Source organism: Salinicoccus albus DSM 19776 (assembly GCF_000385175.1).
Lineage (GTDB): Bacteria > Bacillota > Bacilli > Staphylococcales > Salinicoccaceae > Salinicoccus > Salinicoccus albus.
In genome coordinates this window covers 48,597-72,055 of sequence record NZ_ARQJ01000020.1, presented here as the reverse complement: position 1 = coordinate 72,055, position 23,459 = coordinate 48,597, and the positions used below count along the sequence as shown (strand labels likewise).

The window sequence follows — 23,459 nt, the reverse complement described above, 5'->3', positions numbered from 1 at the left end:
GCTATAATGACTCGTTTCTAGGTCCCATGCTTCAATTTGAAAAAGGAGATACTGTGAAAATAAACTTAATCAATGAACTCAATGAAAATACCACTTTTCACTGGCATGGATTGGAAGTGCCAGGGAATGACGATGGTGGTCCACACAATGTATTGGAGCCAGGCGAAGAGAGTACTATTGAATTTGAAGTGACACAGGAAGCTGCCACATTGTGGTTCCATCCCCACCCGGAAGGAAAAACCTCTGAACAAGTGTACAACGGACTTGCTGGGTTAATTTATATCGAGGACCAAAATTCAAAAAATCTCGAATTACCAAGTGAATATGGAGAAAATGACATCCCTCTCGTTTTCCAGGACAAAGTATTTAATGATGAAAAACAACTGAATTACAAAGCCGTAGCAAATGAAGATGGCACAGTCGGGGATACATCATTAATTAACGGCACATTGAATCCAAAATTAACTGTAGATAAAGAAAAAGTAAGGCTTCGACTTTTAAATGGATCAAATGCAAGAAATTACACCTTTAAACTAAATACAGGGGATTCTTTTGTACAAGTCGCAACGGACGGCGGGTTTTTAAATGAACCGGTCTCAATGGAAGAAATCACACTCACGCCTTCAGAGCGGGCCGAAATAATCATTGATTTTTCTAAAGTCGATGGTAATGAAAATATAGCGTTAATGAATGAAGATGGTGCCACGCTCTTACCTTTTGAAATCACAGATCAAACAGGTAAGAACATGGATATACCTGATGAAATGAATGACTTTTCAGTTACGGAAGAAGAAAAGAACCTGCCAGTGACAAAAGAAATTGAACTTTTCGGCATGATGGATCAGGTAACGATAAACGGAAAAAAATTTGATCCTGAAAGAATTGATTTTACGCAGGAACAAGGTGTTACAGAAGTATGGGAAATCTATAATAAACCTGACATGATGGGCGGCATGATTCATCCGTTTCACATCCATGGTGCTCAGTTTAAGATCCTTTCCAGGAATGGAGAAGCACCACCTGAGAACGAAAGAGGCTGGAAAGATAGTTTTTCCGTTGCCCCGGATGAGACTGTAAAAATTGCCATTCAGTTTAAAAATAAAGGCATATATATGTTCCACTGTCACATACTTGAACATGAGGACAATGGGATGATGGGACAGGTTAAAGTAGAGTAAGCTCCAAAGCTTCAATCTAATAACAAAAAAGGAACTATTTCTTGATTTTTTCTAGACGAATTACAATATTGAGTAAGTTGGAGAAGGACAATCATCATTAAAATTATGTGCAGTTTCTATGGAGTTTTACCATATCGGTTTATATGCGAAATGGATGGGAATTCAATTAATGTAAGTGCATTCAATTCTATAGGAGGGATTTATAATGGCTCATGAACAACATCAACAACTGATTCAGACGTTACATGAATGTATGGAAGCCTGTAACCACTGTTACGATGCCTGTCTGAGGGAAGAAGACGTAAAAATGATGGCGGAGTGTATCCGATTGGATCGTGAATGTGCAGATATCTGTGCATTTTTAGAACAGGCTCTGACAAGAAATTCACCATTTTCTTCTGATCTGGCGGCAGTATGTGCCAAGGTCTGCGAAGCATGCGGCAACGAGTGTCAAAAACATGACCACGATCACTGCCAGAAATGTGCAGATGCGTGCTTCAAATGTGCAGAGGCTTGTAAAGAAATCGCCTAAGCACAACACTTAAAAGAAGTGGTATGTCGGAACTTATTCTGGACATACCACTTCTTTTATTTCCGGTTAAGATTGTACCCAGCATTTTAACGAAAATATACATTAAGGTGTATTTGCATTATTAATTAAGAGCGCCCTTGATTTTGACAATACTTATAAGAGACGCCTTAGTTTAGACAAGGTTATAAAAAACAGTTGAGTTCGCTTAGAACCATCGTTGCAAGGAGGAGTAAACCGAATTCCCTTCAAAACAGTCATTAATGTATCTGTTAATTCATATAATAAAAAGAGCTTATCCATGCAGATTATCCATTTGAGATAGATAATCCAGTAAAGATAAGCTCTTTAATATCATCTGTTTTTATTCAACAGGTGACAATTCACTTTCTGTCACCCATTTATGATTTTCTACTTTTTCTCCAGTTGTTGTTGTGAAGTCAAGCATATATACAGTAGTGTCTTCAGCAGATTCTATCACAGCGGTTGCACCATCCATGCCTTTCATGTGATCCGCATCCAAGGTCACTTCAGTGCCGGGCTCCAGTGGTGCTTCTCCTGGACCTTCCAATTCTTCATGGATGACCCATTTATGATTCTCCACTGGGTCTCCACCAGTTGTAGGGTAATAAGTGACACTATAAGCAACAGTATCAAATGCGCCTGCAATTGTTGCTTCAGCGCCATACATACCTGGCATATGATCGGCTTTGATAATGGCTTGGCTACCCACTTCATAAGTTGGATCTTCTGCTTCCTCCAGACCGTCAGGGACTACACCAGTGCTGGACATCTGTTCAGCAAAAATGGATTGAATCGTTTCTTTCACTTCTAAAATACTGGTGCGTATATCATTAATTTCTGCTTCAGTCTCTTCAATGGATGCATCCTGGTTTTCCATTTTTTTGGTCACAGCATCCAAATGGTTGTCAGCGGCGTTTAAGCTTGGGGAGCTGCGTTGATGGAATCTGCCGAAACTTGTCCTGCTGAGAAACTGATTCCAGTAACGGTTGCGAGTGTGACGACTATTTTTGTAAATCTGTTATTCATTTTACATTCCTCCCTGGTATTTTTTCTAAGAGATATTTACCTTAAATGATACAAGCAATCCAATGCCTTCTAATCATTTTAAATTTCTATTGATTCACCTTCCTGAAAAAGCATCACCCCCTTTTGTAACTGTGATACTCTTCCCTTTTAGAAGAACACGCATGGCTCGAGATTAAAAATGCTTTAATGCGCATGCCCTTCTTCCCCATCATTACGGTGTTTAAGAAATACATACTCCCCTATGAAGATGATGATAATGAAAATGATGGAGACGACAACAATCAGCCAGTCATTCATCAGTTTGACCCACATAAAAGCTGCCAGTACAATTCCATCAAGTATGAATGCGGTCATGACAATGACTGGATTTGCATCCACCTTATCCCTCAGATGTTTAAATACACCCCAATGCACAATCATATCCATCACAAGATACAATATGGCCCCGACTGAGGCGATACGACTGAGGTCGAAAATGACGGCCAGTACCATCGCAAGTACAATTGTGTATACCAGCGTATGCTTTTGAATCCGTCCTGGCATGCCAAAGTGCTTATGTGGAATCAGCTTCATATCTGTCAGCATGGCAAGCATGCGTGACACCGCAAAGACACTGGCAATAATACCGGATACTGTTGCGATGATCGCAATGCCGACGGTAAACCATACAGCGTAGTTTCCAAATGCTGGCCTTGCGGCTTCTGCAAGCGAGTAGTCTCTGGCTGCAATGATTTCGTTTAACGGCAGATTGCTGGATACCGCCCATGCAACCAGCAGATACACAAAAAGACTGATGGAAATGGATGCGACAATCGCCCGGCCGATATTCTTATGGGGTTTAACGATTTCAGAGCCACTGTTAGTGATCGTCGTAAACCCTTTGAACGATAGGATGGTGAGTGCCACAGCTGCAATCATGCTGGTAATAGTTGCGTCTTCCGTACTTCCACTGCCCTCTGCGGGTGTAATGGAAAAACCGGCGACCCATAACCCGCCCATCGCAAAGACGACAAGTCCAATTATTTTAAGCAGGGACACAATCGAAGTAAACGTCTGAATGAAACTGTTGCCAGAAATATTAACCAGGAATGCAAAAAGCAAAAGACCAACAGCGAGCACAGGCACCAGGTAGCTGGTTGCATCCATATTGAAAATCTGCAACGTATAGGTACCGAAAGTACGGGCCACGAGACTCTGGTTGATGACCATGGATACGGTCATCAGCATCGCTGCAGAAGCAGTGACGGTACCCTGACCATACGCTTTTGCCAAAAACATGCCGATACCCCCTGCTGAAGGATATTCATTGCTCATCTTGACATAGGAATACGCACTGAATCCAGTTACAATCCCTCCGACGACAAACATGATCGGGAACCACATGCCGGCAAGTGCGGCAACCTGACCCAGCAATGCAAATATTCCGGCACTGATCATAACCCCTGTCCCAAGACCGATCGCACCAGTCAGAGATAAGCTGTCTTTTTTATATTCGCTCATTAGCATCACCTCAGAAATAATAGTCTCTAAAACATATGCCCATGGTTTGTGCAGTTAGTGTGCAGTTTTTAAAATATTTCAAATTAATTTTAGCAATGTGCTCAAAATCTACATTTTTAAGCAATCGATAATATGAGAAAGCTACTTTCTAATCCACTTGTAGCCCACGCCCCATACTGTGTGAAAATAATCATCGATGGGAAAACCCACTTCCCTGATTTTTTCCCGCATGTTTCTAACATGTGAATCCACAGTCCGGCCTTCAGTTTCTGAATACATCCCCCACACCAGGTCGATCAGTTGATTTCTGGAATATACCCGCCCCGGGTTCTGCATAAGCAACCCAATCAACGAGAATTCTTTGGGGGTCAACTTGATATACTGATTCTTATAGGACAGTTCGAATCGATCCCTATCCCATAGCAGTCCATCCATCTCAACATGGTTGCCAGGTTTCGCTCTCCTTAATAATGCATTCATCCGTGCAACGAGTTCTTCTTCATTGAAGGGTTTTGTTATATAGTCATCCGCCCCCAATCTGAGGCCTTTGACGATATCTGCCTTCTGCTCCCGTGCAGTCACCATGATGATGGGTACATCCGAATGCTGACAGATTTCTCTGCATACGCTCCACCCATCCATGTCAGGCATCATGATATCGAGCAGTACAATATCGAATCTTTCTTCTTCGATGTATTGGAGCCCTTCTTTCGGCCCCAGCGCTTTTCTACAGTCGTAATGGTAGGGTTTCAAATACAAAGCCAGCAATTCCAGCATTCTCTCTTCATCATCAATCAATAATACCTTTTTCATACGTATCCTCCTTCGGCAAAGATATGTTGAAAGCCGTTCCCTCGCCTGGTTCACTTTCAACTTCCATCCTGCCGGTGTGAAGTTCCACAATTTCTTTGGCGATTGTCAACCCAAGACCAGAGCCCCCCTTGGAACGGGACCTGGATTTTTCTGCACGATAGAGCCGCTCAAATATATACGGCATATCTTCTTCGGCAATGCCTTCCCCTGTATCCGAAATAATCGTTAAGACCTCATTTTTATTCTGAACCACTTCCAATCTGACATGATTTCCACGGGGTGTATATTTAATGGCATTATCGAGTATGTTCAACAACACTTGTTGGATTCTTTCCGGGTCAATGGTAATGATCACATTATTTGGACAGGAATATGAAAATTCTATATTTCGTTCTTCAATTGCCGGATAAATCCGTTCCACGATCTTTTGGATCAGTGCATCAAATTCCACTTTTTCTTTTTTTATGGCAAATTCATTCTGATCTATTTTGGCCAACTCGAACAATGTTTTTATCAGTCCGGCCAGGTGCTCTGTCTCCTCCTGGATGATCTGTGTATATCTGATTCGATCTTCCTCGGATGTGGTGTCCCGATTGATGATATCTGTGTATCCTTTTAAATAGGTCAGTGGCGTACGGAGTTCATGGGAGACATTCGCCAGGAATTCATTCCTCTCGTTTTTCAAACGCTTAAGATCTTTTGATAAGTGTGTGATAGCAGTCGCCAACTCTCCGAGTTCGTCTTTTCGACTGGTGGATAATTCCACTTCATGGTTGCCTCTATTCAACTCTTCTGTGGCTTTTTTCATTCTGACCAATGGTTGTGTAATGACCTTTGAAAGCACAATCACCGTAATGATGGTTAAAATGACAGTTATTACTCCGATAATTAAGAATTGCCGACTGAGATTGCTGATGATTTCTTTGATATGATCGCTGTCGGCAAACATGAATACATGCCCACTATGTGTACCATCCATGATAATCGGGCTATCTGTCGCCACATATTTTTCATCTGCCCAATCCGACTCCAGTATGACGCCCTCATCCGGCACTTGGTCATCATCTGTATGCCCGATCACCGCTGTCATTTCCGGTTCCATCGGGTTGGAGCTGGTAACCACTTCTCCATTCCGGTCTGTAATGACGACAATAAAATCAGATTCGGATTCCATGATGGCGACATGCTCCAAGGTTGATGAGGTGTAGTTTTCTTCCAACACATCCCGATGGGTATTCCCACGGGCCAGCAAATCCCCCATCACGTCATCGACACGATCATTGACCAGGTTTGTATATAATATGGAGAATAATATGATTTCAACAGTGATAATTACTACAAAAAATAACAACCCTATCTTCAAAGATAATTGATTTAGCATCACAGCCTCCTCTCTTCGACAATAATACTTTGAGTGCCTAACAACAGAGTAAAAAGATGACCTCAAAACTTATGCTTATCTGGTTTGACTCTCATTTAGAACTTTCTCCCATGCAATTGACCCGGCGTCAGAGACATATACATCGCCGTTTACGGTATAGATGGCCAGTTCTTTTTCATTCTGTCGGTTTCGAGCAATATATGCAATTCCATCATTCTTCAATTCCGGTGTATCAATGATGGCTTCTTCGTCATTTTTAACATTTCTTCTGTGAAGTTCAACATTTTCGTTATTTATCGCATAATATAAATCGTCCCCATAAAAATATACGGTCATTCCTGCCTCCCTTGGATCTGTTAATGCTTTAAACTGATTTCCACCATCCTCTGACAGATAGATGCCGGTAGAAGTCGCTGCTGCAACAAAGTTGGAATCTGACGGATGGATTGCCAATGATAATACGCCCCCTTGAAGGCCCTCCGCATCTGCTTGTTCCCAACTTTCTCCATCATCAGTACTTTTATAAAAACCTCGGCCCAGCGCTGAATTTGGTTCAGGATTCAACAGAAAAATATCATGGCTGTCGTATCCTACCGCCATGGCATGGTAATCCGTTTCTCCCTCGAATTGGATATGTTCAAGTGTCCTGCCACCATCAAAACTACGTTGAATACCAAAAGGGTTGGGAATATCGGAATCTCCACCTGGATGCCCGGAAGTATAGAATCCTTCATCTACAGCATTGAATCCCATATAATCATTGTAGTTCCTGGTGGTTTCATGCCATCCCCCGTCACGGAATATTTTCAAACCGCCATGGGTCGCCAGATATAATCCATCATCCCCACCAGCATACCCCATTCCGTGCACATGTTCTATTTTGCCGTTAAAGGCTTCTTCGAATTCACCTGTTCCGTCGCTACTGCATCCCGCTAGAAATATCGCTGATACTATCATTGCATTAATCATTAACTTTCTTGATACCATAGTCGTTTCCTCCTGCCTCTATTCACTAATTAACTTGGAAGCCCTCAACCATTTTATTATTTAAATATCGATTTTTAGTGCAGATTCTAATAAGGATATGACATGTTGTATCTAAGTTATGAAACTCTACATTGAAAACCTAAGCATATATTTATAAACATTACTCTCTAATATTTGCTAATTACATCCACTTTTCATTGAATCTGCACTTAAACTGCACATTCTAAGGGTATGGTTTTAGTATCTCAAAAAATTGGAGGCTAGGTAGATGAGACAATTTCAAAGAATTTCTTTATCAGGTGCAATGATTTTCGCATTAGCGTTGGGGCTTAGTCCAGGAGCAGCAAATGCAGGTAGTACAGATACTGCCGCCCATGAAGATGGAAGTTATTACTACTACGAAGTCGATGCGCATGGAAACAAGACGCAGTACATTGATGGTTTGACTGAAAAAGAATTGGAAGATGAATTGGGTTACCCTTATAACGGAGCTCGTAGCCACTACTACTATGAAGTCAATGAAGATGGGGACAAGACGAAATACATCAATGGTCTGACAAAGGAAGAGCTGAAAGAAAGACTGCACCATTATAATATGCAGTCCGAATCCCATTCTGAGGACCACATGAATATGCAGTCCGAGCCACATTCCGGTGGACATATGAACCATTCCGCTGGGGAAATGTCGAGTTCTGGTGAAGTGCCTGAAGATTTGAAAGAAGCAGAAAATCCTACATACGAAGTAGGGAGCCAAGCAATTATTGAAGCCGATCACATGCAAGGCATGGAGGGCGCTGAAGCAACCATCTCCGGAGCCTTTGATACAACGGTTTATTCCGTATCGTATACACCAACAAATGGTGGAGAACCAGTAGAAGATCATAAATGGGTCATCCACGAAGAATTGGAAAATCCGGGTGAAGCCCCATTAGAACCAGGGGATGAGGTAGTAATGAATGCCACGCATATGGAAGGTATGGAAGGTGCCACTGCTACGATTGATTCAGCTGAACAGACAACAGTTTACATGGTAGACTTTGTCACAACAGATACTGGAGAAGAAGTACAAAATCATAAATGGGTAATTGAAAGCGAATTGGCGCCTGTTGAATAACTCTAAATATTTTCAACGATGAATAAAGAGTCTATCCAAAACGGATAGACTCTTTACTATTGGCCATATGTTATTAATCCAATATACCAAAATGTTAAAAACAAGTGAGAAAATTTATAAAATTAAGAAGGAAGTCGAAATTGCAATCGCCTTCCTTCCATAATATATTGCATAATTTTTACTTCTTATAAAAAATATTATCTCTATAATACTTCAAATAAGTTTACTTTAATCCATTTCGAATCGATGTAGCAATTGCGCATTGATTGCTACGATGATGGTGCTTAAGCTCATCAGTATTGCACCGACAGCCGGGCTGAGTACAATTCCCCAAGGAGCCAGAACGCCTGCAGCCAATGGGATGGCAAAAATGTTGTAGCCGGTTGCCCATATCAAGTTCTGAACCAGTTTATTAAAGGTCCGTTTGGAAAGGCTGAATATGGCCAGTATATCTTTCGGATTGCTGTCCACAAGAACGATATCTGCACTATCCATAGCGATATCTGTCCCTGCCCCTACCGCAATTCCAACATCTGCTTTCGTCAAGGCCGGCGCATCATTAATACCGTCCCCTGTCATTGCAACAACTAAACCACGCTTTTGAATCTCTGTCACTTTCTCTGCCTTCTGATCCGGCAAAACTTCTGCATATACTTCATCAATACCAATTTGTTCTGCAACGTAGTTCGCCACCTTCCGGTTGTCTCCAGTGAGCATGATGGCCTTAATATTTCGCTTGTGCAATTGTTCAACCGTCTGTTTGGAGCTTTCTTTGATTTTATCTGCCAATGCGATGGCGCCTGCCAGCTCTTCATCAATGATTAGGAACACAACCGTCTTTCCCTGTTCGGACCATTTGTTGAATTTCCGATCATCAAAGGTGATATCTTGTTTACTGATATATCCAGGACTCACAACTTTGATATTCTTCTTATCGATTGTCCCTTCAATTCCCACACCAGTAATGGAATTGAAATGAGTCATTTCATGCAGTTTCAGTTTTCTTTCCATTGCTTCATTGAGTATTCCCGTAGCAATGGGGTGCTCAGAGTCATTCTCCACTGTCGCTGCATAGCTTAGTATCTTATTTTCATCCATATCACTGAAAGTTTGCACGTCTGTTACTCCAAATTTACCTTCAGTCAACGTACCAGTCTTATCGAAAATTACTGCGTCAATATTACGTGCCCGTTCGAACTGAGGACGTTTGCGGATCAACAGACCATGCTTTGCAGATAAAGCAGTAGAAACAGAGATGACCAGGGGCGCTGCGAGACCTAAAGCATGCGGGCAGGTGATAACCATGACGGTCACTGTTCTTTGTATGGCCGTATCTACAGTGGCTCCGATACTTATCCAAACAATAAAGGTGATAATACCAGCAGCCAAAGCGATATAAAACAGCCATTTGGCCGCCTGATTCGTGATGTCCTGCGTTTTGGATTTTGTCTTCTGGGATTCTTTGACCATTTCGATGACCTGGTTCAAGTAGGACTCATCCATCAGTTTTTCTACTTCTATTGTAAGTGAGCCTTCCCTATTGATCGATCCACCGATGACCTCGTCATTAACAGATTTGGTTACGGGAACGGACTCACCTGTCAGCATGGATTCATCGATTTGGGATTTTCCTTTAACGATCTTTCCATCCAATGGCATCTTTTCTCCCGGTTTGACCAAGAGCAGATCCCCTGCTTTGATAGCATCAACCTGCACTTCTTCCGTCTCACCATTCTCAGCAATACGATTTGCTGTGTTCGGCATCAAGGATGCAAGTGACTCCAGAGCTTTGGATGCATTATTGATCGATCGCATTTCAATCCAGTGGCCTAGAAGCATGATCAGTACCAGGGTTGCCAGTTCCCAGAAAAGCTGCTCCCCATTAAATCCAAATACAACAGCCAGACTGTAGAAGAATGCGATGGAGATGGCCATGGCAATCAGTGTCATCATCCCGGGTTCTCTGTTTTTCAGTTCATCAAAAGCACCCTTGAGGAAAGGCCAACCGCCATAGAAATAAACGAATATGGACAGGGCAGCTAGAATATAGATATCCCCTGTAAAGCTCCAGTCGACGCCCATGAAATCCTGAATCATTGGAGACAGGAGAAGGATCGGAATGGTGAATATTAAAACAACAAAAAACTTATTCCGGAATTCCGTCACCATATGTCCGTGATGGTCATGTGCACCGTGCCCATGATTATCGTGCTCATGTTCATCATGAGACTCATCGTGATTTTTATGATCATGATGGTCGTGATGGGTATGCTCTTCCTGACTATGATGATTGTGATTTTCCTCCTGGTCAGAATGTGGCTCTTTTTTGCGATGATTCATTCTATCACTCCCTAACTTTTATCTCGCTTTCATTATACCCTGTGGGGGTATAATGAAGCAAGTAGACGATTCCAAATATTGAATTTTATACGAGGATATATTCAACATAGCATACGACTCATCGAGTAATTCATATTGAATTTAAATATAAAAAATCTCTGAACACCTTGAAGATGTTCAGAGATTCAGACCGGGAATAACTACTTCAATTGCAAGTCGGTCAAACAAGTACTATCCCCTTCGAAAGTGGAAAAAGCGTACTCAGCATGTTTGTTTTGATAACTAATTTCTATGGTATATTGTTTATCTCTGGGTAACCAGAAATCCATAAAACCATTTTCAAGTGTTGTTACTGTTTCATCAAAATGGACCTTACCTTGTTCATCTGTAATCTTTACATCCATCTCTTCATTTACCAGCTCACCCTGGCACCCAGTCAGACTATGGAATTCACATGGATGCGTATATGTAAGATAAGGTGCTACCGATATAAAAAACTCATCTTCGGGAAGATTATAGATATCTTCCTCTCCACCATCTTGAACAATAAGGTCCTTATCATTTATTGATGCCGATTCTACGATATTACTGGCACTCAGCTGTGATACGAATTCTTTAACATTTGTTTCATTCGAGGCTGGATCATTGGCACATCCTGCCAGAATAATCGTTAAACCCAGTAAAGCTGGCATTAAATATTTTTTCATTTGACTACCTCCCACCGTTTAATTATATCAAGCTTATTCAAGTACATTTTTCAAGATTATAGCAACTATATGAATTATGGATAAAGATGCGACAAGAACAATAGATATTTTACTTCTTATCTTCTTTGAGTGATTTAGACCAAATTAAAACTTATCTATTGAAAATATAATCTCCATTAAGACGAATTTTTCACTTTCATATTTGCAACTAGAATCCTTGAAAATCGCCAAAGAATGGCTGAAGCCAAATAATGATTTGAGTCAATCCATCAAAGTAAAGAAGGACACCCATCAATATCATAACGACGCCACCGACCTTCATAATTACGTTTGAGTATTTCAACATCCAACGGGTACGTGAGACAAAAAAACTCAAAATGAAGAATGGGACTGCAAATCCAAGACAGTAAACAATCATTAAAATTAAAGCATTATTTGGTGCCGTTGCACTCATTGCAAAAATAGCGCCAATAATTGGACCATTACACGGTGTCCATCCGGCACCGAATGCCGTACCTATAAAAATTGAACCTAAAAATCCAGAGGGCCTGTTTTTAAAATGTATTTTTCTGTTTTTCATCAGAAAATTAAAGTTTAAGACACCTGTAATAATCAGCCCGAATATAATGATTAAAATAGAACCGAGCTGTCTAATCAAATTCGCGTGCTCAATCAGTAGCCCACCTAAAAAAACCGTACCGAAACCTAGTGCGATATACACTAAGCTGAAGCCAATGAGGAAAAAAAGTGTATGTAATATCGCTCTTACATTAAATTTTTGATTTTCCACTTCATTATAGCTCATACCTGTTATATATGAGACAAAAGCAGGAAAGACCGGAAGCACACAGGGTGAGACAAAACTTAAGACCCCGGCTCCGAATGCAAGGAGAAATGTTACCTCACTGCCCATGCAAACACCTCCATTTATAATCCATCTTAACAGATAAGATAAGGATAGTTTCACACTGTTAGCTAATGTTTAGGAACTTTCTATGACATTTGAATCAACTACCCAAGATCTCGTGTTCTCGATGTCTTTCTAACTCGTTCTTCACTTAAAAAAGGTATTATTATAATTCAGAGTGTTGAAGTAACTTTATATAATCACATTTGTATTTTTACCGTAGACCCTAAATAGACATTATAGCGCTATTGAATTTACTGGCTGTCACTTTAGGAGTTATTTTGCACTTAGTTTAAATGTTATCTTGCATCATATTCTAATGAATATATATCTTCCAGCTAACATAGAAGCTCATATCTTTTATACTTGATTTTCTTTGTAGCTAGTATTATGATTGATATATCAAAAAAAATTGATTTATTAAAGAAGGTGACTAGAATGAAATTAATGAATGCTATAAATGAATTGAGTGACGATCAAGCACTCGAATTCTATGAAAATATGTTTAATGCTTTGGCAGATAAAACACGCTTGAAGATCGTAAAAGAAATCAACAAAAGTCCGGAGAAAAATCTGTGTGTCTGTGATTTGGAAACAGTGTTGGACTTGAAACAATCTAAAATTTCTTATCATCTCAAGAAACTTGTGGATGCCAATATTCTTTTAACAGAAAAACATGGAACATGGAACTATTATAGAATTAATGAGGCACAGATACAGGTTGTGCTATCAGAAGATACTTGTTGCAGAATTTTATAATGAGTATCTTTATTTTCAACGTTTACATCAACTATTTTTGATTAATATATCAAATAATGTTGATTTAATGAAAGTGAGGCGTTATATTGATGTTAGATTCAATACTGGAATTTATCAAAACATTTTTAATATTATTTTTTGAATTGCTTGTGCTGTTTATCATCATCAGTTTTGTTGTCAGCCTGATTCAACAAGCTGTGTCGGAAGAGAAAATAAGACGAGTACTGAATGGACCGCATAAAGGAATCAATTATGCTTTAGGGACGCTCTTTGGTGCCATCACGCCCTTCTGTTCCTGCTCAACCATTCCAATCCTGGCGGGTCTCTTGAACGCAAAAGCGCCTTTTGGTCCTTCGATGAGTTTTCTCATTGCTTCGCCATTGATGAATCCAGTGATGATTTTTACGTTGTGGGTTTTATTGGGATGGCAGGTGGCTGGGGTGTATTTTTTGATTGTTAGTCTGTTTAGTATGCTTATGGGCGTTATATTTTCCCGGCTTAATTTAGAGGAAGCCTATAAAGATGTGACAATTAAAGGAGACGGATTTTTCGCTGATAAGCAAGGCTCAAAAGTAAAGCAAGCGTTGAATGATGCTTGGTCTTTCTTATATCCATTACTTCCTTACTTATTTATCGGTGTGCTTATTGGCGCATTCATATACGGCTTCGTGCCTGAAGCATTCGTGACACGATATGCAAGTGGAGATGGCCTTATTTCTATAGTCATTGCATCAGTCATCGGCATTCCCATGTACATTCGGCCTGAAACAATGCTCCCTATTGCGGATGCGCTTGTGACCAAAGGGATGGCAATGGGAACCGTTATTGCCTTAATCATCGGAGGCGCAGGGGCCAGCATTCCCGAACTCGCATTATTGTCTAAACTATTTAAAAAGAAATTTTTAGTCGCTTTCATTTCAGCGATCTTAACAGTCGCCATTGGCGCTGGTTTGATTTTCAATCTGATCCTTCAGTAAGTATATTCAACTATGAAAGGAGGTGAGCGCATGGGTGTGAAAGATTTTGTTGATAAATTAAAACCGAAAGAACAAAGCTGTTGCTCAGTAGAGATTGAAGAGAAAAAAACAGAGAAAGATTCAAATGAACCCAAGAAACAAAAGTAATTCATGATAATAAAAGCGTATAGCCCCCGTCGGGCTATACGCTTTTTTGGAAAATCACTCACTCATTTAAAACATTATTAGAGTGAGATAGAGACCGAGTAATGTAATGAATAAAACAGGGGGCGTGATAATAATGCCGATTTTAAAATAGGTACCCCATGAAATTTTCATATCTTTTCTGGCTAACACATGGAGCCATAACAGTGTGGCTAAAGAGCCAATGGGGGTGATCTTCGGTCCTAAATCTGAACCAATAACATTGGCATAAATCATGCCTTCTTGGATCACTGTTGTAATGTTCGCATGATCGATGGCGATCGCATTAATCATCACAGTTGGCATATTGTTCATGATCGAAGATAAAATTGCGGCAATAAAGCCCATCCCCATCACTGAAGCAAACAGTCCATACTCCCCAATATCCATTAATACACTTGCTAGAGCATCGGTTAAACCGACGTTTCTCAATCCAAAGACGACAACATACATACCGATTGAGAACAATACGATGTTCCATGGTGCCCCCTTGATGACTGCTCTTGTATTTACAGCGTGAGATCGTTTGGCCAGTATCAAAAAGATAATCGCAATGCCCCCGGCAATGAATGAGACAGGGACGTTGATAAATTCACTCGCTAAGTAGCCGATGAGTAATATTAAAAGGACCACCCAGGAATAATTGAACATTTTTTTGTCTTTTATCGCAGATTCGGGCGTTTTTAAGTGCGTTTGGTCGATTGTTTTGGGAATGGATTTTCTAAATAATAACCAGAGAACAAGAATACTCGCAATTAATGAAAAAATATTCGGAATAAACATCCGGCTTAAATACTCTAGAAATCCGATATCGAAGTAATCTGCGGACACAATATTTACTAAGTTGCTGACCACCAATGGCAGGGATGTGGTATCCGCAATAAACCCAGTGGCAATTACAAATGGAAAAATAACCTTTTCTTCTAACTTTAAATTTCTGACCATGGCAAGCACAATGGGCGTCAGTATCAATGCTGCCCCATCGTTAGCGAAAAATGCTGCGATGATTGCACCTAATAGTGCGATATATATGAACATTTTCAGGCCATTTCCGTTTGATGCTCTAACCATATGTATTGCAGCCCATTCGAAAAAGCCAATTTCATCAAGAATCAATGAAATAAGAATGACTGCAACAAACGTTAACGTCGCATTCCAGACAATACCAGTGACTTCGATTACATCACCGAATGAAACCACTCCGGTAATGATTGCAAGCAATGCCCCCGCCAAGGCAGTAATGCCGATATCTAGGTTTCTGGGTTGCCATATCACAAATATCAGTGTGACTAAAAATATACCTAGCGCAAGTAATGTCATTATTAACAGGTGCCTTTCCTGATGTCTTCACAGATACAAGGGACAGTATCCGAACTTAAAAGGGACAGCCGATCTGTCAGATTGTTGATGACTTCTGTGTTTAAACGATACATATTTTTGTTTCCATCTTTTCTCATTAAAATCAGGTTATTGTCTCTCAGTGTTTTCATATGATGACTCAATGTGGGCTGAGAGAACTCGAAGTGCTCTAATAGATCACAGGCACAGAGTTCCCCACATGAGAGTAGGTCCAATATTTCCAAACGATTACTATCAGCGATGACCTTTAGATACTGAGAGAGTGTTTGATAACTGACTTTATTTTCTTCTTTTATCAATTGAATTCACATACCTTTGATAGTTTTTATTGCCCCCTGATAGATTATAGACATTTTCAAATCCGAGGTTGATCAGCACATTTTGTGCCGCATTGCCGGTCGTGCCCTTGTTGCAATAGGTGACGATCGTTTGATCTTTGTCTACTTCTTCTGCATAGTCTCTTAAGTTTTTCAGGGGAACGTTTACGGCATCTTTTACATGATTCACTTCATATTGCTTTGGAGAACGGACATCGATGACATGGATATCCTCCTGCGCTGCTCTTTCCGTGAGTGCTTTCGGCGTGATGATGTTTCTGCCTCTTTGAATATTATGGCCAATCATTCCTGTGTAGATAATCGGATCTTTTGTAGTAGAGAAAGTTGGTGCATAGGCAAGATCCAGGTGAAATAAATCTTCTATTTTTGCGCCGAAAGTAATTGCAGTCACAAGGACATCAATCCGTTTATCGACCCCTTCATAGCCTACAATTTGTGCGCCCACGATTCTGGACGTTTCTTTATCAATGATGGCTTTAATGACCATTTCTTTGCCTTTCATATACTCCGGCTGATTCGGTTTGATGTTGTGGATGACATCTACTTTCATATTCAGTTGGTTCGCATCTTTTTCAGTCAGACCTGTCTGGGCAATGGTCATATCGAAAACCCGTACAATACCGGTACCCAGAATCCCTTTATGCTCTAAGTCCCCACCGGTTAGACGATCACCGACAATTCTGCCCATTTTATTTGCTGTCGAACCGAGGGGTCTGTATAACGGCTGACCAGAAACGATACTAAAGCTTTCTGTCACATCGCCAATCGCATAGACATGCGGGATATTCGTCTCCAAATACTGATTGACTTGAATGGCCCCGGTGATGCCGATTTTAACGCCGATTTTTTCGGCCAATGATGTATTGGGTTGCACACCGACCGCCAATATCACCATATCAGCATCTATCCGCGTGCCACTTTGCAGCACGAGCTGTTCGATCGAATCTGCTCCGACAACATGCTCAATCGTCTCCCCTGTGATGACATTTGCTTTCTTTTGAAGATATTCTTCAATCATATAACTCATATCCGGATCCAGATTACTCATAAATGTACTTCTTTGAATAATCGTGGTCTGGTATTTAGCCAATTGTTCCAACATTTCCAAACCAATGAAGCCACCGCCGATAATCGCAATCTTTTCCACATGGTTGGCTTTAATGTATTGATGAATGGCTTTGGCATCATTGATGTTTTTAACTTGAAAGGCGTTTTTGTAATCTTTGGATTCCAGTTGCGGCAGTTCTTTCGGACGTGATCCTGTGGAGAGGACAAGTTCATCATATGCCTGATCAAATATTTCACCCGTCATCAAGTTCTTGACTGAAATGGTCTTATTCTCTTTATCTATATTTAACACTTCATGTTGGGTATGGATATCGATATTGAATCTATCTTTAAACCATTTGGCATCTCTTGGTGTTAATTCATCCACTTCCTCGACTTCTCCCCCGATAAAATAGGGGATGCCACAAACAGAATACGAAATATGAGTGTCTTTATCATAGACAGTAATTTCTACATTTTCATCATTTCTTCTCGCTTTTGCCGCTACACTTGTCCCTGCAGCGACTGAGCCGATAATCACAATTTTTTTCATTCTACTTCTCCTTATAAGGGATAAGATGATATTGATTTTCACTTCGGTTTTTAATCATCTCAATCCATTTCGATTCGTCTTTTTTCTTATTGCTGAATAATTTATCCTTCTTGTCCAGGGTAACCAAGGATTGATTGATCACCCACCACTTATGTCCAATGTCTGCCCGATCCAGATCGTCAGATAGACGACTGGCTTCGTAATATGGCGTGGCTTCAGGCAAAGTCACAATAATCATTTGTGTTAAATTTTGATCCTGAATTTTCGGCAGCAATGTTTGCACTGAGTCTGTCGCATGATTCCCCTGCTTCTTCAATTCTTCATGATAACTCTCACTTGAATCCAGAAGTAATAAGGTATGACCGGTCGGTGCCGTATCGACCACTATATAATCGGCTTCGTCATTATTCTCCATCACTTTACTGAAAGCTTTAAAGAAAGCTATTTCTTCGGTACACGGCGACCGTAGATCTTCTTCAATATAATCTATATCTGCTTGTGAAATATCTGACCCTAGAGCGGAAAGGACTTCTGCTTTATAAGTTTGTAAAGATGCCTCTTCATCGATGAATGAAGTGACCAGATTAGCAAGATTCTGCGTAGAAATAATTTCTTTCGTTGGATCTGTGGTGGCCAAATGAACGCTATATCCTTTAGAAGCGAGTGTTTCAGCCAGTAAAGTGGCAACTGTCGTTTTACCGACGCCGCCTTTCCCCATTGTGAAGAGATAACGGACACCACTGGTCTCAATCTCTTCTATCAGCCCTTCAATCATTGGGTGATGCTCTTTTACAAATGTATCTGCTTCAATGTCATTGGTGTCATCAAAAAGACCACCGACATCAGCAAGCGTGCGATTGATCCGCCCGCTATAGGGTACCTGATACACTTCATTCCCATTCAACCATTCAGAAAAGCTTTCAATAACAACATCCTGTTCATATTTTTTATGCCTGGAGATCTCACCATGAACAGAATCAATATAACCATTAATGATAATCTTAAAATGACGAATAGAGAGATCTTTCAATTCATCCTGCGCTCTTTGGAGTTCTTTCATTGCAGAATGCTCCGGACGGGTGACCAACATCATGGTTGTGCTTTTTTCATCCCGCAATCTTTCCAACGCCTGTTTATATTTTTGACGATTGTCATCCAAGCCGGAAAGTTGGCCCAGACAAGAGGCCTCATGACTCGTTGTATCCAGATAATCATTCCACGCCGTCGGTAATTCCAACATTCTTAACGTATGACCCGTCGGTGCTGTATCAAAGATAATATAATCATAATAAGACGCTATCTTTTCATCGGATAAAAAGTGGGTGAACTCGTTGAATGCAGCCACTTCGACTGTACATGACCCACTGAGCTGTTCCTTCATATTATTCAAGGTCTCTTCCGGCAATATGCCTTCATACGGCTTTACAACATTCTCTTTGTAGTCCGCCGCAGCTGTCAGCGGATCAAAATTGGCAATGGCCAAATTCTCGTAGTCTGGATGTTGAAGGAGTTTATTTGTCAATTCCATATTAAAGACATCCTGCAGATTACTCGCCGGGTCTGTACTAATCAGCGCCACTTTAAAGTTTGCTTTTGCCAAATTCAAGGCCAATGCACTGGATACAGTCGTTTTACCGACGCCGCCTTTACCCGTGAAAAAAAGATATTTGGTCAGCTCGATACTTTGGGGGGTTATCTTTTGCATGTCTTTAGCAACATCCGTCTCCACCACAACACCCTCCATTCCGCAACTGATTCACCATAATAATATCGTTCACTTCTTCTTCAGTCATATACTCTTTCATTTTAACAATTTGATCGTCAATGACAGTGATGGGTAGGATTTCTACGCCCTGTTCTTTGATTTTGGATATGATATTTTTATTCCCAATAAACTCGTTGGGAGAGCTGGTCAGATTAAAGCGTTCTACATTAATATTGTTACTTTTTAATGCTTCAACCAGTTGGTTCACTTTAATAAGTGTCTCATCCGGTGACGGCCCACACACGCCTGTAGAGCAGCACATTTCTTCTTCATAAAATTTTACTTCCAACATAATAGCACGCACCTTATTAATCGAATTAATTTCATATATAGATTAACATCTATATAGATATATGTATATATATTGATTTTAATTTTTTTAATATGTAATATCTCAATGTGACTTTTGACTTTATTTTGCACTTATTTAAGTGATATTTTGCACTAAAATTAAGCCGATATCTCACATTAAAAGAGAGATATCGGCTTATAAAATTTTCTATTAAAATAGGAATGAGAACAGAGCGTTGAATGTGCCATTTTCAAATAGGATATAAATTCCTAATCCTATAAAGACGATTGGAACGATCCAACGTTCATATTTTTCGATTTTATCTGAAATAAAATCCAAGGAAGCCAATCGATAGCTGATTAGACATAGAACACCAACCATGATCATGAAAACAATGATGGCAATAACGATTTCCATCATATTTAAAGTTGTAAAGTATGGTATATAGATAGAAAAATCATCCGCACTGGAAGCCAGTACAATGAAAGTGACCGTTATAAATAATTGATTAAATCTGCCTGAAGAGAAAAGGGAGAGAATGTTATCTTCATCTTCGTCCTCTTCCCCTTTGATCCATATTTTGATACCCAGGTAAAGTGGCAGCAATCCAAGCAGGCCGATCATCCATTGTTGAGGAATAAAATTGGCTACTCCCAATGCGACCAGAAGACTTGCGCCTATAATAATGACTGTCCCTATATATTGTCCAATCCAAATATGTTTTATTTGATTACTCTTTTTGATTTGCGAAAATAGAAGAATCAATATAACGAGGTAGTCGATTCCTGTCGCTACATAAACGGCAGCAGCTGTAAATGCCGTTACAATCATAGTTCCAACTCCAATTTTTCAGCATCAGTACTTTTATTTATCTGGGAAGAACCCAAGCTTAATTCATCTTCCTTCACACGCATAAGCCTCAAACCATTCATGGCCACCACTAAAGTGGCACCCATGTCCGAGAGAATCGCAATCCATAGTGTCAGCCATCCTGGGATGACCAACAATAGAGCAATCAGTTTGATTCCAATGGCAAAAGCGATATTCGCTTTGATGATGTTCAATGTTTTGCGGCTGAGCTTGATGGTAAAAGGCAGTTTCTTCAGGTCATCGCCCATTAAGGCGACATCTGCTGTTTCAAGAGCGGTATCTGTACCGGCGCCACCCATAGCGATACCCACGGTGGAAGCTGCCAATGCTGGCGCATCATTGACCCCATCACCGACCATGCCTACATGACGATAATCAGTTTTTAGTTGCTTGATTACGTCTAGTTTATCCTGCGGGAGTAATTCAGATTGAATATCTGTGACACCGACATGTGAACCAATCGCACTGGCGGTACTATGATTATCCCCCGTAAGCATGACTGTTTTTTCGATGCCTGCCTGATGCAGCTTCTGGATTACCGCTTTACTTGATTCGCGGACTTCATCCGCGACTGCAATAATTGCCTGAACTGTATTTTTCGTTCCTGCAACCATAACGGTCTTACCTTGTTCTTGAAGTGTTTTGACATCACTTTTAATTGCATCATTGAAATTAGTTGCCTGTATCTCTTCAAATAATGCCGGACTGCCAACATAATACATTTCATTATTGATTTTACCCCGTATCCCTTTGCCTGTAATGGAAGAAAAGTCTTCGACAAAGATATCAGAATAAGGAAGGTTATAACTGTCTGCCTTCTTTATAATAGCGGATGCCAATGGATGCTGGGAACGATCTTCCAATGCTGTGATGACTGCCAGCATTTCCTTTTCATCAACTGCATTGTCGATTAAACGATAATCGGTTACAACCGGGACGCCTTTTGTGAGTGTGCCGGTCTTATCAAATGCAATGGCTTTTAATCCACCCATTTCTTCGAGGTAAACCCCCCCTTTTATAAGGATTCCCTTCTTGGCAGCATTTCCGATTGCTGAAACAATCGCTATCGGCGTGGAAATCACCAATGCGCATGGACAACCTACAACGAGGACCGCTAACCCCTGGTATACCCAAGTAGACCAACTGGCACCGAAAAATAACGGCGGTACAATCGCAACCAGCACTGCGACACCCATAATGATGGGTGTATAATATTTTGCAAATTTATCAACGAATGCCTGGGCAGGAGCACGCTCACCTTGTGCTTCTTCCACCAGATGAATGATTTTGGCAATGGTCGTATCTTCAACCAATTTAGTGATTTTAACTTCCAGTAAGCCTTCTTCGTTCAGTGTCCCTGCAAATACTTCATCATCGAGCGATTTTTCAACCGGCACTGATTCACCTGTGATTGCTGCCTGGTTGATTACAGAGTAACCATTGACAATTACGCCGTCCATAGCAATTTTCTGTCCAGGCTTAACAATCATGATATCGCCCACAGCAATATCATTGACGTGCACTGTCATTTCCTGTCCGTTGCGTCTGACAAGTGCCTCTTTAGGAGCAATATCCATCAATGAACTGATGGATTGCCTTGCTCGATCCATCGAGAAACGCTCCAACGCTTCGCTGATGGCAAACAAGATGACAACAATGGCGACCTCGGCCCATTCTCCGATGATGACACCGCCAATCACTGCGACTGTCATCAGGGTTCGCATATCAAATTCAAACCGGACTAAATTCTGGAGACCCGTTTTCAGCATTGAAGCCCCTCCGACAATCATGGAAGTGATGAATAGCAGCGGTGTAAGAATATTGTCATCACCATTCACCAACATTGAAATGAAGCCAAAAGCGATAAATAGTAGCGAATAGAGCAGAGTGCTGTGCTTTTTATAAAATGGAATGGTTACTTCCTTTTCTTTTTTGTCTTGTCCACTTTCTTCTCGGGATTTCTCAGGCACCACTTTGAGATTTTCAAATGCTCCTGCTTCTTCCAGTTCCTCAACCGTTGCAGAACCATATACAGAAATTTTTGATGCGCCAAAATTCACCTTCGCATCTTGAACTTCAGGTAGTTTCTTCACATTGCGCTCAAATTTCCCTGCACAATTCGCACAAGAAAACCCCTGAACACGGTAAATATTTTTTTCTTCTTCAGTCAGTTCTGCAATCCTTTCAGACATTGGTTATCACTTCTTTCTTATGTATTAATGCAATCGTCATGATTTCTTTAATATGCTGATCTTCCAGAGAATAGAACGCGAGTTTCCCTTCTTTCCTGAATGTAACGATGCCTTCTTTGTAGAGCGTGCGTAAATGATGAGATGCACTTGCTACAGTCACACCGAGTATATTTGCGATGTCACAGACGCATAATTCCTCTTCCTTGCATAAGGAATAGGTGATTTTTGCCCTATTCACATCGGCAATAGCCTTAAGCATCTGTGATATACCGGCAATATCGACAGTTTGTAAATTCTCTTGCATCCGGTTAACCTTTTCTTCGTCATAACAAAAAACTTCACATGTTTCTTTCTTATTCATACATACACCCCGTCATTCAAATATTTGTTTGAATATAGTATATCATCTTGTTTTTCTTTATTCAATCAGATGTTTGAATTGTGACTTTTGGTTTTATTTTGCACCTATTTTAAGTGATATTTTGCATATCCAACTTTAAAAACCTAGCTACCCCTCACATGAAAAGATTAGCTGGGTTCCTTAATTATTTACATCCAAACATTTATAGAACTATTCTGTTCCGTCTAATAAAAAAGCGACTGCTCATGTTTTAGCAA

22 protein-coding genes are annotated in these 23,459 nt (G+C 40.5%); 6 read left to right on the top strand and 16 right to left on the bottom strand.

All coding sequences use genetic code 11. The annotated features are described in order from the left end of the window. Both G343_RS0103185 and G343_RS0103180 read left to right on the top strand, forming a co-directional pair. Positions 1 to 1,178, top strand: a 1,178-nt coding sequence (locus G343_RS0103185; protein WP_026366251.1) for a multicopper oxidase family protein, incomplete at its 5' end; no start/stop codon positions are given. A 205-nt stretch (positions 1,179 to 1,383) separates the two neighbouring features. After that, on the top strand, positions 1,384 to 1,710 hold the full coding sequence (locus tag G343_RS0103180) for a four-helix bundle copper-binding protein (protein ID WP_020006663.1): 327 nt from the start codon (positions 1,384 to 1,386) through the stop codon (positions 1,708 to 1,710). A 361-nt stretch (positions 1,711 to 2,071) separates the two neighbouring features. Here the strand turns inward: G343_RS0103180 and G343_RS0103175 are convergent, their stop codons facing one another. The 5 genes from G343_RS0103175 to G343_RS0103150 form a co-directional block, all read right to left on the bottom strand. After that, positions 2,072 to 2,608 carry a YdhK family protein gene (locus tag G343_RS0103175; protein WP_020006662.1) on the bottom strand — a complete coding sequence of 179 codons (537 nt, stop codon included), beginning with the start codon at positions 2,606 to 2,608 and terminating at the stop codon, positions 2,072 to 2,074. Between the two features lie 332 nt (positions 2,609 to 2,940). Further along, a complete protein-coding gene (locus G343_RS14230) occupies positions 2,941 to 4,257 on the bottom strand; it encodes an APC family permease (RefSeq protein ID WP_020006660.1) in 1,317 nt (438 codons plus the stop codon). A gap of 141 nt (positions 4,258 to 4,398) precedes the next feature. Further along, positions 4,399 to 5,070, bottom strand: coding sequence for a response regulator transcription factor (locus tag G343_RS0103160; RefSeq protein ID WP_020006659.1), 672 nt, complete (start codon positions 5,068 to 5,070; stop codon positions 4,399 to 4,401). Next, positions 5,048 to 6,451 (bottom strand): sensor histidine kinase, encoded by a 1,404-nt coding sequence (locus G343_RS0103155; RefSeq protein WP_020006658.1) that lies wholly within the window; start codon positions 6,449 to 6,451, stop codon positions 5,048 to 5,050. The genes G343_RS0103160 and G343_RS0103155 overlap by 23 nt, the downstream gene beginning before the upstream one ends. 75 nt (positions 6,452 to 6,526) lie before the next feature. Beyond that, positions 6,527 to 7,438, bottom strand: coding sequence for a F510_1955 family glycosylhydrolase (locus G343_RS0103150; protein ID WP_020006657.1), 912 nt, complete (start codon positions 7,436 to 7,438; stop codon positions 6,527 to 6,529). Positions 7,439 to 7,982: 544 nt separating this feature from the next. On the opposite strand from G343_RS0103150, the gene G343_RS14225 reads away from it, so the two are divergent. After that, the gene (locus G343_RS14225; protein WP_074924558.1) at positions 7,983 to 8,552 is read left to right on the top strand and encodes a YdhK family protein; all 570 of its coding nucleotides are present in this window, start codon (positions 7,983 to 7,985) and stop codon (positions 8,550 to 8,552) included. Positions 8,553 to 8,780: 228 nt separating this feature from the next. On the opposite strand, the gene G343_RS0103140 is transcribed toward G343_RS14225, so the two are convergent. The 3 genes from G343_RS0103140 to G343_RS0103130 form a co-directional block, all read right to left on the bottom strand. Continuing rightward, entirely contained in the window at positions 8,781 to 10,892 is a 2,112-nt protein-coding gene (locus G343_RS0103140) for a copper-translocating P-type ATPase (protein WP_020006655.1), read from the bottom strand. A gap of 200 nt (positions 10,893 to 11,092) precedes the next feature. Then, a complete protein-coding gene (locus tag G343_RS0103135; RefSeq protein WP_020006654.1) occupies positions 11,093 to 11,599 on the bottom strand; it encodes a CueP family metal-binding protein in 507 nt (168 codons plus the stop codon). 208 nt (positions 11,600 to 11,807) lie between these two features. Beyond that, positions 11,808 to 12,512 (bottom strand): cytochrome c biogenesis protein CcdA, encoded by a 705-nt coding sequence (locus G343_RS0103130; protein WP_020006653.1) that lies wholly within the window; start codon positions 12,510 to 12,512, stop codon positions 11,808 to 11,810. A gap of 432 nt (positions 12,513 to 12,944) precedes the next feature. Here G343_RS0103130 and G343_RS0103125 point away from each other — a divergent pair, with 432 nt between their 5' ends. The 3 genes from G343_RS0103125 to G343_RS0103115 all read left to right on the top strand — a co-directional run bounded on the left by G343_RS0103125 (position 12,945) and on the right by G343_RS0103115 (position 14,389). After that, complete coding sequence (locus tag G343_RS0103125; protein WP_020006652.1) at positions 12,945 to 13,265, top strand: ArsR/SmtB family transcription factor; 321 nt, start codon at positions 12,945 to 12,947, stop codon at positions 13,263 to 13,265. Positions 13,266 to 13,354: 89 nt separating this feature from the next. Continuing rightward, positions 13,355 to 14,242, top strand: coding sequence for a permease (locus G343_RS0103120; RefSeq protein WP_020006651.1), 888 nt, complete (start codon positions 13,355 to 13,357; stop codon positions 14,240 to 14,242). A gap of 30 nt (positions 14,243 to 14,272) precedes the next feature. Beyond that, positions 14,273 to 14,389 carry a hypothetical protein gene (locus G343_RS0103115; RefSeq protein ID WP_020006650.1) on the top strand — a complete coding sequence of 39 codons (117 nt, stop codon included), beginning with the start codon at positions 14,273 to 14,275 and terminating at the stop codon, positions 14,387 to 14,389. 66 nt (positions 14,390 to 14,455) lie between these two features. Here G343_RS0103115 and arsB read toward each other — a convergent pair whose 3' ends face one another. The 8 genes from arsB to G343_RS0103075 form a co-directional block, all read right to left on the bottom strand. Next, the gene (arsB, locus tag G343_RS0103110; protein WP_020006649.1) at positions 14,456 to 15,745 is read right to left on the bottom strand and encodes an arsenite efflux transporter membrane subunit ArsB; all 1,290 of its coding nucleotides are present in this window, start codon (positions 15,743 to 15,745) and stop codon (positions 14,456 to 14,458) included. A gap of 2 nt (positions 15,746 to 15,747) precedes the next feature. Then, positions 15,748 to 16,080 carry an ArsR/SmtB family transcription factor gene (locus G343_RS0103105; protein WP_033426511.1) on the bottom strand — a complete coding sequence of 111 codons (333 nt, stop codon included), beginning with the start codon at positions 16,078 to 16,080 and terminating at the stop codon, positions 15,748 to 15,750. After that, the gene (locus G343_RS0103100; protein WP_020006647.1) at positions 16,064 to 17,722 is read right to left on the bottom strand and encodes an FAD-dependent oxidoreductase; all 1,659 of its coding nucleotides are present in this window, start codon (positions 17,720 to 17,722) and stop codon (positions 16,064 to 16,066) included. The genes G343_RS0103105 and G343_RS0103100 overlap by 17 nt, the downstream gene beginning before the upstream one ends. Before the next feature lies 1 nt (position 17,723). Further along, entirely contained in the window at positions 17,724 to 19,451 is a 1,728-nt protein-coding gene (gene arsA, locus G343_RS0103095) for an arsenical pump-driving ATPase (protein ID WP_020006646.1), read from the bottom strand. Further along, the gene (gene arsD / locus G343_RS0103090) at positions 19,432 to 19,779 is read right to left on the bottom strand and encodes an arsenite efflux transporter metallochaperone ArsD (protein ID WP_020006645.1); all 348 of its coding nucleotides are present in this window, start codon (positions 19,777 to 19,779) and stop codon (positions 19,432 to 19,434) included. The genes arsA and arsD overlap by 20 nt, the downstream gene beginning before the upstream one ends. A gap of 210 nt (positions 19,780 to 19,989) precedes the next feature. Then, complete coding sequence (locus G343_RS0103085) at positions 19,990 to 20,610, bottom strand: CadD family cadmium resistance transporter (RefSeq protein ID WP_020006644.1); 621 nt, start codon at positions 20,608 to 20,610, stop codon at positions 19,990 to 19,992. Beyond that, complete coding sequence (locus G343_RS0103080; RefSeq protein WP_020006643.1) at positions 20,607 to 22,841, bottom strand: heavy metal translocating P-type ATPase; 2,235 nt, start codon at positions 22,839 to 22,841, stop codon at positions 20,607 to 20,609. The genes G343_RS0103085 and G343_RS0103080 overlap by 4 nt, the downstream gene beginning before the upstream one ends. Further along, entirely contained in the window at positions 22,834 to 23,202 is a 369-nt protein-coding gene (locus tag G343_RS0103075; RefSeq protein WP_020006642.1) for an ArsR/SmtB family transcription factor, read from the bottom strand. Before G343_RS0103075 ends, G343_RS0103080 begins: the two co-directional genes overlap by 8 nt. Positions 23,203 to 23,459: the final 257 nt, after the last annotated feature.